The organism is Streptomyces sp. NPDC002853 (genome assembly GCF_053591915.1).
This window is the reverse complement of record NZ_JBSFUS010000004.1, coordinates 78,008-98,067: the sequence shown is the minus strand read 5'-3', so window position 1 is coordinate 98,067 and position 20,060 is coordinate 78,008. Positions and strand designations below refer to the sequence as shown.

Here is a 20,060-nt window from a genome sequence, read left to right as displayed (position 1 = left end):
GTGAGAGCGGGTGTGGGATGCACGAGGGAGGTACAAGGGTCAGAGGCTCAGGACGTCCAGCGCCCACTCCACCGCGAGGACGCCGCCGAGGCCGAGGATCGCGAGAACCGTCGTATAGGTGGTGCGGACCTTGATCGCCTCGATGACCGAGAGGTTGAAGTACTCCTTGAACAGCCAGAACCCTGGGTCGTTGACATGGGAGAAGGCGATCGATCCGCAGGACACGGCGAGCACGAGCATCTCGGGGTGGACGCCGCTGCCCGCCAGGAGCGGCAGCACGACACCGGACGCGGTGACGACGGCGACCGTGGCGGAGCCCAGGGCGATGCGCAGGATCACCGCGATCAGCCACGCGAGGATGAGCGGCGAGATGGACCAGCCGTCGGTGGTGTCCTTGATGTGGTCGGAGATGCCCCCTTCGACGAGGACGTTCTTGAAGGCGCCGCCCGCTCCGATCACCAGGAGGATCATGGCCATGGCCTTGGCCGCCGACGCACAGGAATCGCTGACGTCGGAGAGACTGCGGCCGATGCGCGGCCCGAACGCCCAGATCGCCAGCAGCAGGGTCAGGAGCAGGGCGATCGGTGCCGAGCCGATGAAGGTGACGGAGTGCAGGAGCGGGCTCTCGGAGGAGGTGGCCATCTCGGTGACCGAGGCGCCCGCGATCAGCACGACGGGAAAGAGGGCCACGGTCAGCGACCACCCGAGGCCGGGCATCTCCTCGTCGGTGAACTCGTGCTCGCTGACCAGGCCCTTGGGGATGGTGGGGTTCATCGCCCTGACGAACGGAAGCCGGGGCCACGTCAGCGCGATCAGCGCGCCGGCGGGTATCGCGATGAACAGGCCGTAGACCAGGGTCAGTCCGACGGAGGCGTGGAACGTGGCTGCCACGGCGGTGGGGCCGGGGTGCGGCGGCAGGAAGCTGTGCATCGTGGAGAGCGTGATCGACATCGGAAGCCCGATCCACAGCAGCTTCGCGCCGGTGACGCGTACGAGGGTGAACGCGATGGGCACGATGATGATGAAGGCGACCTCGTAGAACATGGTCACGCCGATGAGCATGGACGTGACCACCATGGCCACCTGGACCCAGCGCGGTCCGAACGCGTCCAGCATCTTGTTGGCGATGCGCTGGGCGGCGCCGGAGTCCCCCATGACGCGGCCGACCATGGCGCCGAGCCCGATGACCAGCATCGTGTCGCCGATCTGGCCGCCGATGCCCTCCGAGAGGACGTCCGGGATCGTGGCCACCGGTATGCCCTGCACCAGCGCGACACCGACGGCCACGAGGAGGAGGGCGGCGAAGCCGTTCAGTTTCAGGCGGGTCATGAGGAACAACAGGATCAAGACACTGACCCCGACTACGACGAGCGGCATTTCAGTTCCCCTTTGAACTGTGGGTCAAGTCGGTGTGGGGGGTGGGGAGGTCGGGAAGGGCAGAGCGCTCAGGCCCTGCTGCGAGGGGCCGAGACCAGATCCAGTCCGGCGTTCAGCACCTTCTCCAGGTCGGCGATGTCGGCCGGAGCGGGGTCGGTGAGGGGCGCGCGCACCGGGCCGACCGGCAGGCCGCGCAGCCGGGCGGCGGCCTTGACCAGCGCGACGGCGTATCCCGGCGCGCGGTCGCGCAGTTCGACGAGCGGGACGTAGAACTCCCGCAGCAGCCGGTCCACCGCGGCGTCGTCCCGCTGCCGCAGCGCGGCGAAGAACGCGTCGGCGATCTCGGGGGCGAAGGCGTGCACGGCGGACGAGTAGGCGGGTACGCCGACGGTGCTGTAGGCGCGGGCCTGGATCTCCGCGGTGGCGGCGCCGTTGAAGAAGAGGAAGTCGCCGGGGGCGGCGAGCGTCAGGCGCTGCAGCCGGTCGAGGTCGCTGTGTCCGTCCTTGAGGCCGATGACGGTGGGGATGCCGGCGATCTCGCGCAGGGCGTCGGCGGTGAAGGTGACCTGGCCGCGCTGATAGGCGATGAGGGGCAGCCGGGTGCCGGCGGCGATACGGCGCAACTGCTCCACCAGGCCGTCCTGCGAGGCCTCCACCAGGTAGTGGGGCATCACCAGGAGGGCGTCCGCGCCCTCTTCCTCGGCGATCCGGGCGAACCGCAGCGACTGGGCCCACCCGTATCCGGTGCCCGCAACCACCGGCAGGCGGCCGTCGACGACCTCGACGGTGACCCTGACGACTGTGCGGTACTCCTCCTCGTCGAGTGAGAAGAACTCGCCGGTGCCGCATGCGGGGAACACCGCGCCGGGCTCCGTCGCCAACTGGGCCGTCAGATAAGCCCGGTAGGCCTCCGCGTCGAGGCTGCCGTCGCTGCCCATGCTCGTGAGCGGGAAGGACAGCACGCCACGTGCCATGCCTTCCCGCAGCCGGTGGGCGATGTTCTGGGGCGTCGTACTGAGCTTGTTCATGCGGAGCTCGCTCACGAATCTCATCTCTATATGCAGATGGCGTCCACGTATGAGAATGGAGGCTAGAGTCATGAACGATCGGGGTCAATGGTCAGATCACGCGGATCTACGATGGGCGCATGTCGCAGAGCGAGACGGACCCCGGGAGGGGCCCTGGGGTGGACTCCGGGGCGGGCGCGGGCGTTCGCGGGGTGAAGTCGGCGCTGCGCACCGTGGCGCTCCTGGAGCTGCTCGCCGAGCGCGCCGACCGGCCCGCCCGCCTGGACGAGCTCGCCGAGGAGTTGGGCGTGCCGCGCAGCAGCATGTACCAACTGCTGCGGACCCTCGTCGACTGCGGCTGGGTGCGCACGGACACCACCGGATCCCTGTACGGCATCGGGATCCGCACCCTGCTCACCGGCACGAGTTACCTGGACGGTGACACGCGCGTGCAAGCCATCCGCCCGTATCTGGACGAGGCGTCGGACGCCCTGGGTGAGACGATCCACCTGGCGCGGCTGGACGGCCCGCACGTCGTGTACCTCGCCACCCGTGAGTCGCACGAGTATCTGCGCACCATCAGCCGGGTCGGCCGCCGCGTTCCCGCGCACGCCGGAGCCCTGGGGAAGGCGCTTCTCGCCGAACGCCCGGACGGTGAACTCCCGCTCCCCGAAGGCCTCTTGGAGTCCCGCACCCCGAGCACGCACACCGACCGCGCCGCCCTGCTCGCCGACCTGGGGCGGGTGCGTGAGCGGGGCTACGCCATCGACCGCGAGGAGACGGTGACCGGCATCGCCGGCTTCGGCTTCGCCCTGCGGTACGACGTCCCGGCCGTCGACGCCATCAGCTGTTCGGTGCCCGTGGCCCGGCTCACCGACGTACACCAGAGCCGCGTCGTGTCCGTCATGCGGGAGATCCAGACGAAGGTCGAAAGTCTGCTGTCCCCCGTTTCGGGCGCTCCCGACTGGCGCTGATCGCCCGCCGAGGTCCGTTGGGCGACCGCGGGGATCCGACTTGATAGGCAAGTCGTCACTTGCCTATGGTGGTGGTCATGTCGGAGGATGTGTTCAAGGCGCTGGCCGACCCCACCCGTCGGCGCATCCTTGACGAGCTGGTGGAACGGGACGGCCAGACCCTGTTCGAGATATGCGCCAGGCTGATCAACAAGCACGGTCTCGGGCTGTCGCGGCAGGCGGTCAGCCAGCATCTGGCCGTACTGGAGTCCGCGGGCCTGGTCCGCTCGCGACGCGAGGGCCGCTACAAGTTCCACGATCTGAACACCGAACCGCTTGAGCACATCGTGACCCGATGGCTCAGGCCAAAACCACCGGAGCGCACGCCATGAGGATCCACCTGACCAGCGTTTTCGTCGATGACCAGGAGAAGGCCGCCCGCTTCTACACCGACGTGCTCGGCTTCGTGAAGAAGCACGACGTCCCCGTCGGCGAGGACCGGTGGCTGACCGTGGTCTCGCCGGAGGACCCGCACGGCACCGAACTGCTCCTCGAGCCCTCCGGCCACCCCGCGGTGCAGCCGTACAAGACGGCGCTGGTCGCGGACGGCATCCCGGTGACCTCCTTCGCCGTCCAGGACGTGGCCGCCGAGTTCGACCGGCTGCGTGGGCTCGGCGTGAAGTTCACCCAGGAGCCGCTGGAGATGGGCCCGATCACCACCGCGGTGTTCGACGACACCTGTGGCAACCTGATCCAGATCCAGCACGGCGAGTAAGTCGGTGGCGCGCCGGGCCCGTGCGGACGACCATGTCCCGCATGAGTGACCAACCCGAACGCTGGAGCCAGGCAACCACCTACCCCGACATGTGGGCGGACCCGGAGGACGACCCCCGCAACAGCGACGGGGTCAGCCCGGACGGTGAGCTGGCGACACTGCAGGACTTCCTGACGAGTTACCGCATGACCCTGAAGATGAAGTGCGAGGGCCTTGACGCGGAGCAACTGGCCCGGCGCTCGGTCCCGCCGTCGACGCTCTCGCTGCTCGGCCTGCTGCGGCACCTCGCCGAGGTGGAGCGGGACTGGCGCAACTGGATCAGGGACGGCGAGCCGCTGCCGAAGCTGTACGGCGAGCGCGACGCCGATTTCCACGGTGCCGTCGGCGAGCAGGCCGTGGTCGATGCCGCGTACGCCGATCTGGCGCGCGAGCAGGCCGCACTGGACGCCGAACTGGCCGAGCACCCCGACCTGGGCGAACGGCTGGGGAAGGACGGCTTCGCCGTTCGCGAACTGATGGTGCACAGGATCGAGGAGTACGCCCGCCACTGCGGGCAGGCCGACCTGCTGCGCGAGTGCATCGACGGCAGGGTGGGTCAGTGACGGAATTGCCCTGCCCGTAGGGGTTCGCGGCTTCCGCGCTTTCTGCTGGCTTCTGCCCACATTTCGCCCGCATTCGCCGCTCGGTGGAGGTCCTCGTCCTTGACGGTCGGCTACCGAGCTGTGTGGGCATTGTGCGAAGATCCGGAGACCGTTTGACGGCCGTTGCGGCATAGTCAATGTGAAAGTGCCGACGGCAACGGCCGCATGGCCAGGCGAACTTACCGGGTGGGAAGGGCGGGAGAATAGCGGTGGCGTCACAGCCATGTACTTCCGGCGTGCGTGCGGTCGGTGAAAGTGATGCCGCGGCGACCCGGCAGTTGGCGCCGCCGCTGGTCCTGCTGGTGGAGGACGATCCCGGCGACGCACTCCTTGTCGAGGAGCTCGTCGCCGACAGTGCCTTGAAGATGCGGCTGCAGTGGGTGCGTTCCATGGCCGAGGCGCGCGAGTCGCTCACCATGGAGATGCCGGACTGCGTGCTGCTCGACCTGCATCTGCCGGACGCCCAGGGCCTTGAGGCCGTCTCCATGGTCCGGTCCCGCGCCGAGCAGGTCGCGGTCGTCGTGCTCACGGGCCTCGCCGAGGAGGAAACCGGCTCCGCCGCCGTGGCCGCCGGAGCCCAGGACTACCTCGTCAAGGGCCGCGTCGAACCGGAGCTTTTCGGCCGCGCCGTGCGCTACGCGATCCAGCGCAAGCAGGCCGAGCAGGCGGCCGTCGCCCTGCAGGCCAGCCAGATGCAGGCACAGGAGAACGCCCGCCTGGAGCGCGGACTGCTGCCCAGGCCGCTCCTGAACAGCGCGGGCGTGGACGTCGTGGCCCGCTACCGGCCCGGCCGCGCCCAGGCTCTGCTGGGCGGCGACTTCTACGACATCGTCCAGGGCGCGGACGGCACCGTCCACACCCTCATAGGAGACGTCTCCGGCCACGGGCCCGATGAGGCCGCCCTCGGTGTGGCACTGCGCATCGCCTGGCGCACCCTGGTGCTCAGCGGCGTCACCGGCGCCGAACAGGTGGGCCGGCTCGAGGAGATCATGCTGGCCGAGCGGGTGAAGCCGTACGTCTTCGCCACGCTGACGAGCCTCTCCGTACCGGTCGGGGCAGCGCACGCGCACGTGACGCGCGCGGGCCACCCCGGGATGCTGCTGCGCACCGCGCAGGGCGGCGTCGAGTGGGTGGAGACGTCCGGCGGGCCGGCCCTGGGCGTCGCGCCCGGTGTGTCGCTGTGGCCGGTCGAGCAGCTGCCCCTGCCCGCGGGGTCGGCACTGGTGCTGTTCACCGACGGGCTTTTCGAGGGGCACATAGGAAACGGACGCGAGCGCCTGGGCGAAGAAGGGCTGCTGGGCATCGCGCGCGAGCTGGGCGACCTGGCACCCGAGGCCTTCGTCGACACGCTGATCCAGCGGGCCGAGGACCTCGCCGAGGAGCAGGGCGGCCTGGCCGACGACGTGGCCGTGGTGCACCTGCACTGGCACGGGAACGAAGATGGCCCGACGAGATCTGTCGTCGAGGGCCGGTACAAGAGCAGCATCGGAGAACAACGCCGTGGTTGAGACGACGAGCAGAACGCGGATCGGCCGTCGGCTGACCGTGCAGGGCTGGTTCCAGCTGGTGCTGGCCCTGATGGTGCTCCTGGTGGTGGCCGGCACCGTGATCGGCGCCCGCCTGCTGGGGCAGACCGCGGACGTCACCGACGAACTGGTCGACCGCCTGCAGCCGGCCGGCACGCAGACCTACCGTCTGCAGGCCGCCCTGGTGAACCAGGAGACCGGCGTCCGGGGCTACGCCATCACCGCCGACCGTCAGTTCCTGCAGCCCTACACCCAGGGCAAGCGGGACGAGGCCCGCGCCGCCGCCGAACTCCGCGACCTCCTCGCGGACCGGCCCCGGCTCCTTGCGGACCTCGAGGAGGTCCAGCGGGAGGCGGCGGCCTGGCGGCGCGCGTACGCACAGCCTCTGGTGGACAAGGTCACACCCGGGCAGCCACGCGACCTCTCCGAGACGGACGCCGAGCGCGGCAAGGAGGTCTTCGACCGGATCCGCACCGCCTGGGCCACGCAGAACGCCGACCTGGCCGAAGCCGTCGACGACGGCAAGGACGAGCTGGACAGCTCGCGCACGGTGCGCACCGTCATCCTCGGCGCCATGGTCGTGGTCTTCCTGCTGGCCGGGATCGTCCTGGCGTTCCTGGTGCGCGCGCTGGTGGCCCGGCCCCTGGACGCGCTGCGGGTGTCCTCCCGCCAAGTGGCGCGCGGTGACTTCGACCACGTCATCGCGATCGACGGCCCGGCGGACCTCAGGGCGGTGGCGGCGGACGTCGAGGGCATGCGGCAGCAGATAGTGGAGGAACTGGAAGCCTCGCGCAGCCGGCGGGACGCGCTGACCCAGCAGGCGGCCGAACTGGACGCCCAGGCGGTGGAACTGCGCCGCTCCAACGCCGAACTGGAGCAGTTCGCCTACGTCGCCTCCCACGACCTGCAGGAGCCCCTGCGCAAGGTCGCCTCCTTCTGCCAGCTTCTGGAGAAGCGGTACGGGGACACGCTCGACGACCGCGGCAAGCAGTACATCGACTTCGCGGTCGACGGCGCCAAGCGCATGCAGGTCCTCATCAACGACCTGCTCACCTTCTCGCGCGTCGGGCGTCTCAACGACGCCAGTGTGCCCGTCGACCTCGACCAGGCCCTCGGCAAGGCGCTGGCCAACCTGGAGACCTCCGTCCGTGACACCGGCGCGATCGTCGAGCGCCCCGACCATCTCCCCGAGATCGTCGGCGACCCGACGCTCCTGACGATGCTCTGGCAGAATCTCGTCGGCAACGCCGTGAAGTTCCACCACCCCGAACGCACCCCGCGGATCCGGATCACGTGCGAGGAGGACGAGGACTCCGGCAACTGGAGCTTCAGCGTCACCGACAACGGCATCGGCATCCCCGAGGAGTTCGCGGAGAAGGTCTTCGTGATCTTCCAGCGCCTGCACGGCCGGGATGCCTACGGGGGCACCGGCATCGGCCTGGCGCTGTGCAAGAAGATCGTCGAGCATCACGGCGGACACATCTGGATCGACAGCGGTCAGGACGAGGGAACCCGCCTCTGCTTCACCCTGCCGTCCGATGCCGCGACCGATGCCGGCGCCACCGAGGACGCCACCGAGAACACCGCCGAGAACACCGCATCCCGCAACGAGGAAAAGGCCCTGACATGACCACCCCTGATGCCGCGCCGATCGACGTGCTCCTCGTGGAGGACGACCCGGGCGACGAGCTGATGACGCGCGAGGCGTTCGAGGACAACAAGATCCGGAACAACCTGCATGTGGTCAGGGACGGCGAGGCGGCGCTCGACTTCCTCTACCGGCGCGGCGAGCACGCGTCGGCGCCGCGTCCCGATCTCATCCTGCTCGACCTCAACCTCCCCAAGTACGACGGGCGCCAGGTCCTGGAGAAGATCAAGTCGGACCCGGACCTGCAGGACATCCCGGTGGTGGTGCTCACCACGTCGGCAGCGGAGGAGGACATCCTGCGCAGCTACAAGCTGCACGCCAACGCCTACGTCACCAAGCCGGTCGACCTGGACCAGTTCATCGCCGCGGTACGGCAGATCGACGACTTCTTCGTCCAGGTGGTACGCCTGCCGCGTCGCCAGTAGATTCCTCGTTCATGACTGAGACCTCCCCCTCCTACCTCGCCACGACGGCGGACGCGTACGGGTCCATCGCCCCCCTCTACGACAAGCTCGCCCGCGGCGCGCTCGACGCCTTCCCGCTGGATCGCGCGGTGCTCGCCGCGTTCGCCGAACTCGCGTCCGCCGGCGCCGGGCCGGTCGCCGAACTGGGCTGCGGCCCTGGGCGTACGACGGCGCATCTGAGGGATCTGGGCCTTGACGTCTTCGGCATCGACCTGTCGCCGGTGATGATCGACCTCGCCCGCGAGAACCACCCGGACCTGAGGTTCGAGGTCGGCTCCATGGACGCCCTGGACCTGGCCGACGGCAAGCTGAGCGGCATCGTGTCCTGGTACTCGGTCATCCACACCCCGCCGAAGGACCTGCCTCCGTACTTCGCCGAGTTCCGGCGGGTCCTCGCCCCCGGCGGCCACCTGTTGCTCGGGTTCTTCGAGGCGGAGGGCGGGCCGGTCACGGCGTTCGACCACAAGGTCACGACCGCCTACCGCTGGCCCGTCGACGGCCTCGCGGAACTGGCCCGCGAGGCCGGATTCGTGGAAGTCGGACGGATGCTGCGCGAGCCGGGCGAGGACGAACGCTTCCGCCGCGGCCACCTCCTGATGCGCGCGGGGGACTAGCTCGGACGCCGGCCAGGGTCGCGAGGCTCGCGCCGCATGGACCACAACGTCGGTCCGCCGCCCGGCAGTTGCACCTCACCGAGCACCGTGAAGCCGAAGTGCTCGTAGACGGGGAGGTTCGAGGGCTTGGACGATTCCAGGTAGGCGGGCAGACCGTCCGCGTCGGCCTTGGCGAGGCCCGAGCGCAGGAGTGCGGCGCCGTGCCCCTGCCCCTGGGCGGCCGGGTCGGCGCCGACCACCGCCAGGTACCAGTGCGGCTCCTGGGGGCCGTGCTCGGCGGCGGCGGCCGCGGCCTCCTGGAACAGCGCGGCGCGGTCGCCCAGTATCTCCACGAGCTCCTGGATCGTCTCCGCGTCGGGGACGGCCTTGTCCTGCGCGTGCGGCGGCACCCAGTACGCGGCCGCCGACGCGGTGTGCTCGCAGACACCGTGGTGGACGTACTGGCGGGTGAAGAGTGTCGAGAAATAGCGGCCGAGCCCCGTCTCGCGCGTCGTGTCGTCGGGGAAGAACCAGCGCATCATCGGGTCGTCGTCGAAGGCGCGGGCCAGGGTCCCGCCGATGTGCGAAGCATCGTCGATGGTGGTCGTCTTGGGCGTAGTCGTCATTGACATACGGGTCATTCTGCACCCGATGATCTTGGACTGCGGAGCCGGGTCCGCCGCGAAAATCGACTCGCTCCCGCCGCGCGCCGAACCTATCCTCGGCGAAGCGGGACCGCGCGGTCCCGCAGGTTGCGGCACCGTGGCAGAGCGGCCCAATGCGATCGGCGTGCGGGAAGCCCCCCGCACGTCGACTGAGGGGGAGCCGGGCGGGCCTTGCCTCTCCCCTCCGCGGGTTCGAATCCCGCCGGTGCCGCAGCCGACTCGTACGAGAGCCGTAGGTCCGCCCCCGCTGACTGGAGTCCGCATGAGCACGCCCGTCCCCGCCGCCGCGGTGTTCGTCGGACCGGAGCAGACCGCGGCCGTCGGGCGGGGGCAGATCAGCCTCCTGTGGTCGCTCGGCGAGCGGACGAGGGATCTGGACGCCTCCGTCGTCCGGCTGGCCCCGGGGGCGAGCCTCGGAGAGCACACGGAGGAGTACGGGGTCCTTCTCGGCGTGCTGACCGGTACGGGTGAACTCCGCACGCCTGACGACGCCTGGCCGCTCGCACCGGGCGCCCTGGCCTGGCTCCCCGCGAGCCTCACCCGTTGCGTGGACGCGGGGGACGAGGGGCTCGTCTACACGATCGCCCATCGCCGACGCCCGGCCGCCGGTGCCGGACCGGGCGGTGGCGCCGACGCGGGCGAGCCGGTCTGCCTGCTCGGCCGCGTCTGCCCCGACTGCGGCCGACTCGCCACCGAAGGCGACGCCCGGTACTGCGCCCGCTGCGGCACGCCGCTGGCGGCCTGACCGATGTCACGGGCGAAGGCGGGACAGGCGGGGCAGCCCGGTACGCAGGACGTGCTGACCGGCGACCACCGCTCCGCGCACCTCCTCGCCGAGAACGTGCACTGCGTCCTCGGCGACCGCATGGTTCTGCGGGATGTCTCCCTGAAGGTGTCCCGCGGCGAGCGCGTGGGCCTGATCGGCGAGAACGGCCGGGGCAAGTCGACGTTGCTGCGCGCACTCGCCGGTGACCTTGTGCCGCAGCGCGGCCAGGTCGTACGGGCGGTCGCGGGCCAAGTGGGATTCCTGCCGCAGCAGCCCGGCTTCCCGGCCGGGGCGAGCATCGAGGCCGTCATCGCGCGGGCGACCGCCGCGTTCGCCGAGCTGGCCGAACGGATGCGGGCCGCCGAGGAGTTGATGTCGTCCGGCCCGCAAGACCTGGGCGATGTGCTCGGTGAGTACGGCCGTCTCCAGGACGAGTTCGCCCGACGCGGCGGCTGGGAGCTCGACGCCCGCGTCGGCGAGGTCCTCGATGCCTTCGGCCTCGGCGGCCTGGACCGGCGCCGGCCCACCGAGACGCTGTCGGGAGGCGAGCGATCCCGTCTGGCGCTCGCCGAGCTGGTTCTCGCCGAACCCGCCGGGCTGCTCCTCGACGAGCCGACCAACCATCTCGACGACCGTGCGGTGGACTGGCTCGTCCAGTGGCTGGTCCAGTACCAGGGGCCGTGCCTCATCGCGTCGCACGACCGGCTGCTGCTGGACACCGCCGTCACCGCCATCGTCGACCTGGACGGCTCCCGCGGCTCGACCGTGCGCTACGGCGGCGGGTACCGCGACTATCTCGACGAACGCGCCGCGGCCCAGGCGCGCTGGTGGCAGCAGTACCGCGACTGGCGCCAGGAACTGGCCGAGGCGCGGCGCAGGCTCGACAGGGCGGGTCGGTCCGGCCGCACCTTCGGCGCCATGCGGGACAGCGACAAGCTGTCGTACAACCTCGCCGGAGGCGGCGCCCAGGCCGCCGCGTCGCGCGCCACCCGCGCGGCCCGGCAGCAACTGGGGCGGCTGCTGGACGAGGAAGTGCGACGCCCGCCCGAGCCGCTGTCCTTCCGGCCGCCCTTCCCGGCGGCGGGCCAGGCGCCGGGCCAGGCGCCGGATCAGCCGCCGGTTCAGGTTTCGGAGCGCGAGGGCCCGCCCGATGGTGTGCTGCTGCGGGCCGAGGGCCTGGTCGTCGGCGATGTGCTGCGGGGCGTGGACCTGGAGCTCGCTCCCGGTGCGCTGCACGTGATCACCGGAGCGAACGGCGCGGGCAAGAGCACCCTCCTGACCGTCCTGGCAGGCCTACGGGAGCCCGAGGCGGGCGTGGTGGTCCGTGAACCGGGCCTGCGTGTCGGCTACTTGCCGCAGGAGAGTGACTTCTCCCGGGAGGAGCGCGGCGTGCTGGCCACCTTTGCGGCGCACCGCGCGGCTTATGTCGACGACGCGGCGCGGGAGTTGACGAGGTTCGGTCTGTTCACGGCCGCGGAGTTCGATGTCCCGGTCAACCGGCTGTCCGTGGGCCAGTTGCGACGCCTCGAACTCGCGCTGCTCTTCTCGCGGCGCCCGCACCTCCTGTTGCTGGACGAGCCGACCAACCACCTCAGCCTGGCGCTGGTCGAGCAAGTCCAGGAGGCGGTCGCGCTGTTCACGGGGCCGGTCGTGATGGTCACCCACGACCGGGCCCTGCGCGAACGCCATCGGGACAGCCTGCTGGAGCTGTCCCGGGGACGGCTGGTCCAGCAGGCCTGAAGCCGGTCGGCCGGCGCCTCCCTCAGTTGTCCACGTCTCCGTAAGTCGTGCCGACCTTGAGGCCGTCGATCCAATTGATGACGCGCTTGTCCTTGACCTCGGAGCCGTACGAGCCGAATCGGGTGTCGTTGCCCAGGTCGTCCCAGGTGCGGCCGGAGAACTCGGTGACCTTGGTGCCGTTGTAGAAGGCCGACACCCACCCGGCGGAGGCGTCGGAGGAGGTGTGGATGCCGAGCACGATGCGCTTGTACGTGCTGGTGGTGACGGGCGTGGACCACTTCAGGGTCCACTTCTCGCCGGCCTCGATGTGGAACAGCTTGAGGACTCCGCCCTCGACCTTCATCAACACCGGGTAGTTCTGCTGGTGTTGGTCGTTGGTGCCGTACGACTTCCACTGGAAGATCGTGCCCGCGTCCGGGGTGTTGGTGGAGGTGTCCCAGCCGATCCAGTACGTCGAGTTGTTCTTGAAGGTGTACCGCGAGCCGCCGACGCTGATCCCGTGTGCCTCGCAACGTTCGAGGCCGAGCGGCTTGTTGAACTTGAAGACCTGTCCGCGGCCGTCGTCGTTGTCCTGCGCGGTGACGCTGCCGGGCGAGTCGCACAAGGTCGAGGAGAACACGCCGGTCCCGCCCGAGGCGTCGCCGTCCCAGATGACGGAGGCGTCGGCGGGTGCGGCGGTGAGCAGGACCAGGGAGGACGCGGCGGCCGTGAGCGTGCCGGTTCGCTTACGCATGGGGCTCCTTGCGAGTGGGGGGGGGAGGGGCTCGCGTGGTAAGCGGTTTCTAGCACGGCCGTGTCCGAACGCTCAAGGGTGTGGCGCCAGTTGGGGACCTCGGCGCAGAAAACGGTATCTGGTGCCCGGTGGGAGCTCGCCGCACGATCCCGTTCGCCGGGGCGGTGATCAGCAGCCGCTCGCCGGGGCGTTGATCAGCCCAGGACGAGCGGGAGCCTCCCGCCCAGGTCACCCAGTGCGGACTTCTCCGCGTCGCTCGGGGCGCGCCGCCCGGTGCCGACCAGCAGCGCGTCCGCGTCGGAGAACGACGCGGGGAAGGCGGCGCCGGCGATCTGCTCCAGCATCTCGCGGCTGCGGGCGAGCCCTTCGGCGGGCGGCCCGGCCACGTTCGGGAGGTGGGCGATCAGGTCGAGGTGGTGCAGGGTCCATTCCATGACGTACGTGGTGAGGTAGTCGCCCGTGGTCAGGATCTCGTCGCGGGTGCTCACCCGGGCGTCGGGGTCGGCGAGTGCGGCGGCGCGGCCGGCGGCCGACCCCAGGTCGTCGAGGTGGAACTTGAGCAGCCACGGCTCCTCGTACGCGGCGGCCAGCCGGACGGTCAACGCGTCGAGCGGGTCCTCGCCGGTGGGCGGCGTCGCGGAGACGTCCCAGTAGGTCAACGCGTCGCGGGTCGGCTCCGCTTCGGCGGGCGTCACCAGGGTGATCAGGACGTCCTGCGCGTCGACGACCAGATGGCACACCAAGTCCCGCACGAGCCAGCCCGTGCAGCCGGACGGCCGGGCGAAGGCGTCGTCGGGGAGTTCGGCGACCGCCGTGCGCAAGGCCGTCCATGAGCGCGAGAAGAGATCCACGGCGTCACGGTAGTGCGGCGCGGCGAAAGGGGACAAGGCTGCCATGCGGGCGGGCCCGCTCATACGGGCGGGCCTCTCCCGCGCTTTCCTTGCCCTCCGCCGCCGCGTCCTCCTTGGCGGCGGAGGGCTGACTGAGCGATGCAGGGTCAACTCAGCGGCGTGGCCCGGATCGCGGAGATGTCGAACTGCAGCCGGACCTTCTCGCTCACCATGGCGCCGCCCGTCTCCAGGCGCTGGTTGTAGACGAGGCCCCAGTCGGTGCGGTCGATGGTGGTGGTGCCGTCGAAGCCGGCCCGCTCGAAGCCGAAGGGGTCCACGACCGAACCGAGGTAGTCGAGCTGCAGCTCGACGGGCCGGGCGACGCCGCGGATGGTCAGCTCTCCGGCCATCCGGAAGGTCTCCCCGCCCTCGTGGACCGTGGAGGTGCTGCGGAAGGACATCTCCGGGTGGCGGCGCGCGTCGAAGAAGTCGCCGCCCACGAGGTGCGCGTCCCGCTGCTCCACGCCCGTGTCGACGCTGCCGACCCGGATGACGATCTCGGCCCGCGACTCGGCGGGCCGGGCACCGTCGAAGTACAGCGTGCTGTCGTAGTCACCGAAGGCGCCTCGCACCGTCGTCACCATCGCGTGGCGCACGGAGAATCCGATGCGGCTGTGCGGACGGTCGATGGTCCACTCCCCGGTCAGCGCGCGAAGCGCCGGGTCGAGTGCGGCGCCGGAGGATGCCGAGAAGGGCGTGTTGGGGCCGACCGCCGGTATCGGCTCGAGGGTCGGGGTCTGGCGACGGCTGAAGATACCCATGATGTCGCGTCGTCTCCTTCGGATTTGATCACTCCGTGTTATCACGCCGACGGCAAACACCACTCAGCAAGATGGGAGGTCTCGTCCGGGTTCGACGCCTGGGACTGGAAAGATGCACAAGATCGACACGGATGTGAATGCACGAATGGATGGTCCGGCATCACACACCGTCACATCGGTGTCCGAATGGTCTGCGAGTCGCGGATTGTTCCACCGCCCGGCGGCGCCGGCGCCGAACTGTCATCGGCATTCAGAAGGTGCATACTTGAAATAATTCTGAGGGTCGGAGGCGCAATGATCGCACTCGGAATCATCCTGCTCATCATCGGTCTAGTGGCAGGCATCTCCATCCTGTGGACCATCGGTGTCATTCTTCTCGTCATCGGTGTGGTCCTGTGGATTCTCGGATCTGTCGGCCACGCGGTGGGCGGGCGAAAGCATTACTGGTAGGCGCATCCTCGATGTGCCGTGCGGGCCCCACGGCCCGAAGTGCGCATGCGGACGGCTCCTCCGGGTAGCAGGCTGAACTCGATCAACCTGTTGGACGGAATGGAGTCGGTGCATGGCCGGCAAGGGCGGAGGGCAGCGGACGCAGTCCGCGGCCCAGGGGTGGTTGGACCGTGTGCGCCACTGGTGGCAGCGAGCCTGGGACACACCGGGCCATGAACGCCACACCCTGCTCCTCGTCCTGAAGAGCACGCTGGCCGCGACGCTCTCCTGGGTGGTCTCCTACTACCTGCTCGACGCACCGTCACCGGCGTTCGCACCGTTCTCCGCGGTGCTGATCATGCAGGTGACGGTGTACCAATCCCTGCTGCAGTCGCTGCGCTACCTCGGCGCGGTGGCCGTCGGTGTGGCCATGGTGGCGGCCCTGGGATTCCTGGGCGGCCCCGACCTGCTGACGTTCGTCCTGGTCGCGCTGGTGGGCCTGTCCATCGGACGCTGGCCCACGCTCGGTGCGCAAGGTTCACAGGTCGCCACGGCGGCCTTCTTCGCCTTCTCCACGTATGCCGCCGCCACGTCCGCCTCGCAGAAGATCACCCAGCTCGGGGAGATCATCCTGCTGGTCCTCATCGGCTGCGGCATCGGTGTCGTCGTCAACGTCACGGTGGCACCGCCGATGCGCTACCGCAGCGCCGAATACGGAATCCGAACGCTGTCCATCGCTCTGACCGAGCTGGTGAGCGACATGTATCCGGCGCTGCGCGAGGGGGAGGTGGACGAGGAGAGCTGTCGGCAGTGGCGCCGGCGGGCCGAGCAGACCGGAGGTCAGATCACGCAGGCCAAAGAGGGGCTGCGTACGGCGGAGGAGAGCCTCTACTTCAACCCTCGGCGGCTGCTGCGCAGGCATCGGGGCCGGGCCTCGTTCGAGGGGTACGGCTCGGTGCTCGGAGCCCTCGAACGCTCGCTGTACCAGGTGGCGTCGCTGACGCGGGGCCTGCATCAGTGGCAGGAGGACGAAGGGGGCCGGCACGACGACCGGGCCTTTCTCGACGATTACGCCGGCTTCCTCGAATCCCTCGCGAGGATCGGCGAGGTGCTCTCCCAGCTGGACGAGGACTCCCTCACGGAGCAGTCCCGGCAGCTGTGTCAGCTGGCCGACGAGGCCCAGGAATGCTGCCGGAAGGTGCGGGACGGAGCGAGCCGGGCCGGCCTTCCGCTGGCCGACCCGGCTCGTCCGTACGGGGTCCTTGTCGTGGAGTCCACCCGGCTGATGGAGGAGTTCCAGTACGCCTGCGACGTGCTTCAGCGGTACGTCGGTCAGGAGGCGTGACGCCGGGCCGCGAGGTCACCGGTGACCTTGCGGTCAGTGGTGGCCGTGGGCGCTGGAGGAGGCACCGCCGAAAAGCCGCGCGACGGCGCGGAAGGGAAGGGTGACCACCGTGGCAATGGCGCCACCGATGGCGCGGAGTACATCTGCAATGGCCTTCAGCATGAGGGACCTCCAAAGAACGTCTTTACTTGCTCGTCTTGCCGTGTGTTGCGCTTCTTGCCCGCCGTCGGTTCGTTAACTGCCGTACGGCTTGTCCACTACCGGCTGCCCTGCGAATGACGGCGAAAACATGAGCCGCTTTGAACGGGGGCCGCAGGTCGCGGCGGATCCGTTCTTTAAAGCCCGTTTGATTAGGGCTGATCCGATCGGGAACGCCTCCATGGATACCCCCGCCCCCGGCACCGAAGAATGGAGCATCACATGCGCGCGCTGTCCCTGGTATGCACGCTGAATTCCTCGCCCACCGCGTCCAGCAGCCACACACTGTCCGATCAGGTCATGGCCGAATTCGACAAGCTGGGGGTCGAGGTGGAGACCGTCCGGGTGGCCGACCACGACATCCACCCCGGCATCGCGGCCGACCTGGGCAACGGCGACGGCTGGCCGGCCCTGCGCGAGAAGGTGCTGGCGGCCGACATCGTGCTCCTTGCCACGCCCATCTGGCTGGGCCACCCGTCGAGCGTCTGCCAGCGCGTCCTGGAGCGGCTGAACGCGGACATGTCGGAGACCGACGACGACGGCCGCCCCCTGATGTACGGGAAGGTCGCGGCGGTGGCCGTGGTCGGCAACGAGGACGGCGCCCACAAGGTGAGCGCGGACGTCTTCCAGGGCTTCAACGACCTCGGCTTCTCGCTGGCGCCCTACGCCGTCACGTACTGGGTGGGCGAGGCGAAGCAGGGCACCGACTACCAGGATCTGGACGAGACCCCCGAGTCCGTCGCCTCCGCCACACATGCCCTCGCCGTCAACGCCTTCCACCTGGCCGAGCTGCTCGCCGGCAAGCCCTACCCGGCGCCCTGACCCCCCTCGCCGGGCGGCCTTCGGCCAGAACTAGGACCAGAGCACCAGGCGCGACGGAAGGACGGGAGATGACCACGAAGGCGGGCGCCGGCAGATGGACGTGACTGCTGCGGACATCGGATACGCCTGCATGGGCATCGGTGCCCTGCTCGCCGCGGTGCTGCCCCGGCTGGTGGCGCGACAGCCCATGTCGATGCCGATGGTCTTTCTCGCCGTCGGCTTCCTCGTCTATCTGCTGCCGACAGGGCTGCCCGAGCTCGACCCCTATGAGCACCGGGTGTGGTTGGAGCACCTCACCGAGGTGTGCGTCATCGTGGCCCTGATGGGCGCGGGTCTGGCGATCAACCGGCCGTTCGGCCGTCGGTCCTGGTCCACGGCATGGCGTCTGATCGGCATCACGATGCCCCTGACCGTCGTGGTCACCGCGCTCGTCGCCTGGGGTCTGGTGGGCTGGCCGCCGGCCGTCGCCCTGCTCCTGGGCGCGGTGCTCGCTCCCACCGACCCGGTGCTCGCGGCGGAGGTTCGGGTCGGTGAGCCGACCGACGCCGAGAACGACGAGGACGAGGTGCGCTTCGCCCTCACCGGGGAAGCGGGCCTCAACGACGGTCTCGCCTTCCCGCTGGTCATGGCCGCCATGGCGATGTTCGCCGCGTCGGAGACGGGCTGGTCCGGCGAGTGGGTGGGCCACTGGCTGTGGAGCGACGTGATCGTACGCGTCACGGTCGGCGTGGTGGTGGGCCTGCTGGTCGGCCGGCTGCTGGGCTGGATGTTCTTCCGGGCCGGCTGGGAAGCGCTGCGGCTGTCCGAGCACCGGGAGGGATTCGTTGCGCTGGCGGCGACCTTCATCTCGTACGGCCTCACGGAAGTACTGCACGGCTACGGATTCCTCGCGGTGTTCACGACGGCCTGCGCGATCCGGGCCGCCGAGCGCGCCCACGGCTACCAACTGGTGATGCACACCTTCATGGAACAGGTGGAGCGGCTCCTCACGGCCGGTGTGCTGCTCCTCATCGGAGGGTTCATCGCCTGCGGCGGACTCTCCGCGCTCTCCTGGGGCAGCGCGGTGACGGCCGTCCTGGTGCTGCTCGTGATCCGTCCGCTCACCGGCTGGATCGCCCAGCTGCGGGGGCGGACGACCTTCGGGGAGCGCGCGGTGACCTCCTTCTTCGGCATCCGGGGGATCGGGTCCGTCTTCTATCTCGCGTACGCGCTGGGGGAGGGGGATCTCCAGGCGTACCAGGAGGAGCTGTGGGCGGTGGTGACGTTCATCGTCCTGCTGTCGGTGGTGCTGCACGGAACCGCGGCCTCACCCGTGCTCAGGCGCCTGGACAAGGTCGTCGACCGCGGACGATGAGAGGGCGGCGGGGAAGCGGGGCCTATCCGTCCGGCCCAGGGGCACTCGGTTGGCGACCGGACGCCAACCAAGGGGAAATCATGGAGATTTCGGGTCTCATCAGCGCTGTGGTGATCGGAATCGTCATCGGGATACTGGGGCGACTCGTCGTTCCCGGACGTCAGCGCATCGGCATTCTCTGGACGCTGGTCGTCGGCATCGTGGCGGCGTTGATCGGCACGGCTGTCGCGGCGGGTCTGGACGTGGCGAACACCGACGGCGTGGACTGGATCGAATGGCTCATCCAGATCGGTCTCGCGGCGCTGGGCGTTGCCGCGCTGAGCAAGGTGAAGCTGCGCTGAGCGGAGCAGCCGACCTGGCGGCAGCAGGTCGGCGGCGGCGAAGCCCGCAGTGCGAACAAGCAGCCCGGCGAGCTTCTCCCCGTCCGGTCAGACCTCGACGCCCGCTGTCTCCCAGGGGCTTGGACCGGTGCCGTCGAGCCAGGCCCGCAGGTCTTCGCCGTTCACGCACACGATGCCGCACTGCTGCGCGTAATCCAGCGCGGGGGCGGTGAAGTCGCTCGTCGTGACGAGCGCCGCTATGTCGGCCTCGTGGACGGTGAAACACGTCCCGCCGAAACGCTGCAGGTCCTGCGAGCCGACCTTGTTGTCGTCGCCGTAGCGCTTGCACTGGATGACGACGCGGAGCCCGTCAGGGGTGATCGCCAGGACATCGGCGCCCAAGTCGCAGGCGCCGCCGACCACTTCCACCTCGCGGCAGTCGTCACGGGCGCACAGCTCGGCTATGGCGTCTTCGAAGCCGTCGGGATCGAGGTCCGCGAAGTCGTCCGGAGCGTCGAGGACGACCGTGGCCTCTTCCCCGTCCCACACCTCTGCCACGGGGGCGGGTCGGGGCACGTCGAGCGGGATCTCCCGCTCCGGAGGGTCCGCCGGTATCGCTTCGGGCCGCGCCTCCTCGGCCGTGGCCGTGGCTTCAAGGCACTCGGAGGCTCGCTCGGCCGCCTCCTCCAGCGCCTTGGCCGCGCGGCGCGCGTATCGCGCGGCGGAGAAGCGCCGCCACCTGGAACGGCACAGGTGCGCGGCCGCGATGCCCACCACGATGATCGCGCCTGCCCACAGCGGGCGGCTTTCGACGATGTCCGCCGCGGTGCGGACCACGAACGCCAGAACGCACAGGATGATCGCGAGCAGGGCGAAGAACAGGGCGGTCGCCCGCAGGTTGAAGCGCCGCTCACGGTCGACACGTCGAACCGGGCGCGTGGGTACGGTCACTGTTCTCCCTTACGGAGGACGACAACGAAGATCACTTGTCTCCGTGTGCCCAAGATCAACGACCTGAAGATCCCTCGACGTGATGCCTGTGGGCGCGCTCCA

General features: G+C 69.7%; 23 protein-coding genes and 1 tRNA gene. 16 read left to right on the top strand and 8 right to left on the bottom strand.

Annotated elements, in window-relative coordinates; translation table 11 throughout:
* Nucleotides 1–39 precede the first annotated feature (39 nt).
* Together ACWD02_RS11625 and ACWD02_RS11620 are read right to left on the bottom strand one after the other, a co-directional pair.
* On the bottom strand, nucleotides 40–1,377 hold the full coding sequence (locus ACWD02_RS11625) for a gluconate:H+ symporter (protein ID WP_451207784.1): 1,338 nt from the start codon (nucleotides 1,375–1,377) through the stop codon (nucleotides 40–42).
* Between the two features lie 68 nt (nucleotides 1,378–1,445).
* Nucleotides 1,446–2,405 carry a 5-dehydro-4-deoxyglucarate dehydratase gene (locus ACWD02_RS11620; protein ID WP_451209151.1) on the bottom strand — a complete coding sequence of 320 codons (960 nt, stop codon included), beginning with the start codon at nucleotides 2,403–2,405 and terminating at the stop codon, nucleotides 1,446–1,448.
* Between the two features lie 119 nt (nucleotides 2,406–2,524).
* Here ACWD02_RS11620 and ACWD02_RS11615 point away from each other — a divergent pair, with 119 nt between their 5' ends.
* The 8 genes from ACWD02_RS11615 to ACWD02_RS11580 all read left to right on the top strand — a co-directional run bounded on the left by ACWD02_RS11615 (nucleotide 2,525) and on the right by ACWD02_RS11580 (nucleotide 9,005).
* Nucleotides 2,525–3,358 (top strand): IclR family transcriptional regulator, encoded by an 834-nt coding sequence (locus tag ACWD02_RS11615; protein WP_451207782.1) that lies wholly within the window; start codon nucleotides 2,525–2,527, stop codon nucleotides 3,356–3,358.
* Between the two features lie 77 nt (nucleotides 3,359–3,435).
* The gene (locus tag ACWD02_RS11610; protein WP_451207779.1) at nucleotides 3,436–3,729 is read left to right on the top strand and encodes an ArsR/SmtB family transcription factor; all 294 of its coding nucleotides are present in this window, start codon (nucleotides 3,436–3,438) and stop codon (nucleotides 3,727–3,729) included.
* A complete protein-coding gene (locus tag ACWD02_RS11605; protein ID WP_451209148.1) occupies nucleotides 3,726–4,112 on the top strand; it encodes a VOC family protein in 387 nt (128 codons plus the stop codon). The genes ACWD02_RS11610 and ACWD02_RS11605 overlap by 4 nt, the downstream gene beginning before the upstream one ends.
* A gap of 32 nt (nucleotides 4,113–4,144) precedes the next feature.
* Nucleotides 4,145–4,714 carry a mycothiol transferase gene (locus tag ACWD02_RS11600; RefSeq protein ID WP_451207777.1) on the top strand — a complete coding sequence of 190 codons (570 nt, stop codon included), beginning with the start codon at nucleotides 4,145–4,147 and terminating at the stop codon, nucleotides 4,712–4,714.
* A gap of 275 nt (nucleotides 4,715–4,989) precedes the next feature.
* The gene (locus tag ACWD02_RS11595; protein ID WP_451207774.1) at nucleotides 4,990–6,261 is read left to right on the top strand and encodes a PP2C family protein-serine/threonine phosphatase; all 1,272 of its coding nucleotides are present in this window, start codon (nucleotides 4,990–4,992) and stop codon (nucleotides 6,259–6,261) included.
* Nucleotides 6,262–6,331: 70 nt separating this feature from the next.
* Nucleotides 6,332–7,909: a sensor histidine kinase gene (locus tag ACWD02_RS11590; RefSeq protein WP_451209145.1), complete on the top strand. Its 1,578-nt coding sequence runs from the start codon at nucleotides 6,332–6,334 to the stop codon at nucleotides 7,907–7,909.
* Nucleotides 7,906–8,352, top strand: coding sequence for a response regulator (locus ACWD02_RS11585; RefSeq protein WP_451207772.1), 447 nt, complete (start codon nucleotides 7,906–7,908; stop codon nucleotides 8,350–8,352). The genes ACWD02_RS11590 and ACWD02_RS11585 overlap by 4 nt, the downstream gene beginning before the upstream one ends.
* 11 nt (nucleotides 8,353–8,363) lie before the next feature.
* Nucleotides 8,364–9,005 (top strand): class I SAM-dependent DNA methyltransferase, encoded by a 642-nt coding sequence (locus ACWD02_RS11580; protein ID WP_451207769.1) that lies wholly within the window; start codon nucleotides 8,364–8,366, stop codon nucleotides 9,003–9,005.
* Here the strand turns inward: ACWD02_RS11580 and ACWD02_RS11575 are convergent.
* Nucleotides 9,002–9,625 carry a GNAT family N-acetyltransferase gene (locus ACWD02_RS11575; protein WP_451207766.1) on the bottom strand — a complete coding sequence of 208 codons (624 nt, stop codon included), beginning with the start codon at nucleotides 9,623–9,625 and terminating at the stop codon, nucleotides 9,002–9,004. The two genes, ACWD02_RS11580 and ACWD02_RS11575, sit on opposite strands and share 4 nt — an antisense overlap.
* Before the next feature lie 115 nt (nucleotides 9,626–9,740).
* Here ACWD02_RS11575 and ACWD02_RS11570 point away from each other — a divergent pair.
* The 3 genes from ACWD02_RS11570 (at nucleotide 9,741) to ACWD02_RS11560 (ending at nucleotide 12,155) form a co-directional block, all read left to right on the top strand.
* Nucleotides 9,741–9,860 (top strand) — tRNA-OTHER (locus ACWD02_RS11570).
* A gap of 51 nt (nucleotides 9,861–9,911) precedes the next feature.
* Entirely contained in the window at nucleotides 9,912–10,394 is a 483-nt protein-coding gene (locus tag ACWD02_RS11565; RefSeq protein WP_451207763.1) for a hypothetical protein, read from the top strand.
* A gap of 3 nt (nucleotides 10,395–10,397) precedes the next feature.
* Complete coding sequence (locus ACWD02_RS11560; RefSeq protein WP_451207761.1) at nucleotides 10,398–12,155, top strand: ABC-F family ATP-binding cassette domain-containing protein; 1,758 nt, start codon at nucleotides 10,398–10,400, stop codon at nucleotides 12,153–12,155.
* A gap of 22 nt (nucleotides 12,156–12,177) precedes the next feature.
* Here ACWD02_RS11560 and ACWD02_RS11555 read toward each other — a convergent pair whose 3' ends face one another.
* The 3 genes from ACWD02_RS11555 to ACWD02_RS11545 all read right to left on the bottom strand — a co-directional run bounded on the left by ACWD02_RS11555 (nucleotide 12,178) and on the right by ACWD02_RS11545 (nucleotide 14,539).
* Nucleotides 12,178–12,888, bottom strand: a complete 711-nt coding sequence (locus ACWD02_RS11555; protein ID WP_451207758.1) for a heparin lyase I family protein — start codon at nucleotides 12,886–12,888, stop codon at nucleotides 12,178–12,180.
* A 194-nt stretch (nucleotides 12,889–13,082) separates the two neighbouring features.
* The gene (locus ACWD02_RS11550; protein ID WP_451207756.1) at nucleotides 13,083–13,739 is read right to left on the bottom strand and encodes a maleylpyruvate isomerase N-terminal domain-containing protein; all 657 of its coding nucleotides are present in this window, start codon (nucleotides 13,737–13,739) and stop codon (nucleotides 13,083–13,085) included.
* A gap of 146 nt (nucleotides 13,740–13,885) precedes the next feature.
* Nucleotides 13,886–14,539: a YceI family protein gene (locus ACWD02_RS11545; protein ID WP_451207753.1), complete on the bottom strand. Its 654-nt coding sequence runs from the start codon at nucleotides 14,537–14,539 to the stop codon at nucleotides 13,886–13,888.
* 294 nt (nucleotides 14,540–14,833) lie between these two features.
* On the opposite strand from ACWD02_RS11545, the gene ACWD02_RS11540 reads away from it, so the two are divergent.
* Together ACWD02_RS11540 and ACWD02_RS11535 are read left to right on the top strand one after the other, a co-directional pair.
* Nucleotides 14,834–14,989 carry a DUF6131 family protein gene (locus ACWD02_RS11540; protein WP_363206802.1) on the top strand — a complete coding sequence of 52 codons (156 nt, stop codon included), beginning with the start codon at nucleotides 14,834–14,836 and terminating at the stop codon, nucleotides 14,987–14,989.
* 112 nt (nucleotides 14,990–15,101) lie between these two features.
* Complete coding sequence (locus ACWD02_RS11535; RefSeq protein ID WP_451207750.1) at nucleotides 15,102–16,313, top strand: FUSC family protein; 1,212 nt, start codon at nucleotides 15,102–15,104, stop codon at nucleotides 16,311–16,313.
* A 33-nt stretch (nucleotides 16,314–16,346) separates the two neighbouring features.
* Here the strand turns inward: ACWD02_RS11535 and ACWD02_RS11530 are convergent, their stop codons facing one another.
* Complete coding sequence (locus tag ACWD02_RS11530) at nucleotides 16,347–16,475, bottom strand: LPFR motif small protein (protein ID WP_351165998.1); 129 nt, start codon at nucleotides 16,473–16,475, stop codon at nucleotides 16,347–16,349.
* A gap of 258 nt (nucleotides 16,476–16,733) precedes the next feature.
* On the opposite strand from ACWD02_RS11530, the gene ACWD02_RS11525 reads away from it, so the two are divergent.
* The 3 genes from ACWD02_RS11525 to ACWD02_RS11515 all read left to right on the top strand — a co-directional run bounded on the left by ACWD02_RS11525 (nucleotide 16,734) and on the right by ACWD02_RS11515 (nucleotide 19,028).
* Nucleotides 16,734–17,333: a flavodoxin family protein gene (locus ACWD02_RS11525; protein ID WP_451207747.1), complete on the top strand. Its 600-nt coding sequence runs from the start codon at nucleotides 16,734–16,736 to the stop codon at nucleotides 17,331–17,333.
* Between the two features lie 94 nt (nucleotides 17,334–17,427).
* Nucleotides 17,428–18,687, top strand: coding sequence for a cation:proton antiporter (locus ACWD02_RS11520; protein WP_451207744.1), 1,260 nt, complete (start codon nucleotides 17,428–17,430; stop codon nucleotides 18,685–18,687).
* An 80-nt stretch (nucleotides 18,688–18,767) separates the two neighbouring features.
* On the top strand, nucleotides 18,768–19,028 hold the full coding sequence (locus ACWD02_RS11515) for a GlsB/YeaQ/YmgE family stress response membrane protein (RefSeq protein WP_451207741.1): 261 nt from the start codon (nucleotides 18,768–18,770) through the stop codon (nucleotides 19,026–19,028).
* Between the two features lie 87 nt (nucleotides 19,029–19,115).
* Here the strand turns inward: ACWD02_RS11515 and ACWD02_RS11510 are convergent, their stop codons facing one another.
* Nucleotides 19,116–19,958, bottom strand: a complete 843-nt coding sequence (locus tag ACWD02_RS11510) for a restriction endonuclease (protein WP_451207738.1) — start codon at nucleotides 19,956–19,958, stop codon at nucleotides 19,116–19,118.
* Between the last annotated feature and the right edge of the window lie 102 nt (nucleotides 19,959–20,060).

Coding starts and splice junctions, on each gene's coding strand:
- ACWD02_RS11625 (WP_451207784.1), bottom strand. CDS start 1,377: ATGCCGCTCGTCGTAGTCGGGGTCAGTGTCTTGATCCTGTTGTTCCTC.
- ACWD02_RS11620 (WP_451209151.1), bottom strand. CDS start 2,405: ATGAACAAGCTCAGTACGACGCCCCAGAACATCGCCCACCGGCTGCGG.
- ACWD02_RS11615 (WP_451207782.1), top strand. CDS start 2,525: ATGTCGCAGAGCGAGACGGACCCCGGGAGGGGCCCTGGGGTGGACTCC.
- ACWD02_RS11610 (WP_451207779.1), top strand. CDS start 3,436: ATGTCGGAGGATGTGTTCAAGGCGCTGGCCGACCCCACCCGTCGGCGC.
- ACWD02_RS11605 (WP_451209148.1), top strand. CDS start 3,726: ATGAGGATCCACCTGACCAGCGTTTTCGTCGATGACCAGGAGAAGGCC.
- ACWD02_RS11600 (WP_451207777.1), top strand. CDS start 4,145: ATGTCCCGCATGAGTGACCAACCCGAACGCTGGAGCCAGGCAACCACC.
- ACWD02_RS11590 (WP_451209145.1), top strand. CDS start 6,332: ATGGTGCTCCTGGTGGTGGCCGGCACCGTGATCGGCGCCCGCCTGCTG.
- ACWD02_RS11585 (WP_451207772.1), top strand. CDS start 7,906: ATGACCACCCCTGATGCCGCGCCGATCGACGTGCTCCTCGTGGAGGAC.
- ACWD02_RS11580 (WP_451207769.1), top strand. CDS start 8,364: ATGACTGAGACCTCCCCCTCCTACCTCGCCACGACGGCGGACGCGTAC.
- ACWD02_RS11575 (WP_451207766.1), bottom strand. CDS start 9,625: ATGACCCGTATGTCAATGACGACTACGCCCAAGACGACCACCATCGAC.
- ACWD02_RS11565 (WP_451207763.1), top strand. CDS start 9,912: ATGAGCACGCCCGTCCCCGCCGCCGCGGTGTTCGTCGGACCGGAGCAG.
- ACWD02_RS11560 (WP_451207761.1), top strand. CDS start 10,398: ATGTCACGGGCGAAGGCGGGACAGGCGGGGCAGCCCGGTACGCAGGAC.
- ACWD02_RS11555 (WP_451207758.1), bottom strand. CDS start 12,888: ATGCGTAAGCGAACCGGCACGCTCACGGCCGCCGCGTCCTCCCTGGTC.
- ACWD02_RS11545 (WP_451207753.1), bottom strand. CDS start 14,539: ATGGGTATCTTCAGCCGTCGCCAGACCCCGACCCTCGAGCCGATACCG.
- ACWD02_RS11540 (WP_363206802.1), top strand. CDS start 14,834: ATGATCGCACTCGGAATCATCCTGCTCATCATCGGTCTAGTGGCAGGC.
- ACWD02_RS11535 (WP_451207750.1), top strand. CDS start 15,102: ATGGCCGGCAAGGGCGGAGGGCAGCGGACGCAGTCCGCGGCCCAGGGG.
- ACWD02_RS11530 (WP_351165998.1), bottom strand. CDS start 16,475: ATGCTGAAGGCCATTGCAGATGTACTCCGCGCCATCGGTGGCGCCATT.
- ACWD02_RS11525 (WP_451207747.1), top strand. CDS start 16,734: ATGCGCGCGCTGTCCCTGGTATGCACGCTGAATTCCTCGCCCACCGCG.
- ACWD02_RS11520 (WP_451207744.1), top strand. CDS start 17,428: ATGGACGTGACTGCTGCGGACATCGGATACGCCTGCATGGGCATCGGT.
- ACWD02_RS11515 (WP_451207741.1), top strand. CDS start 18,768: ATGGAGATTTCGGGTCTCATCAGCGCTGTGGTGATCGGAATCGTCATC.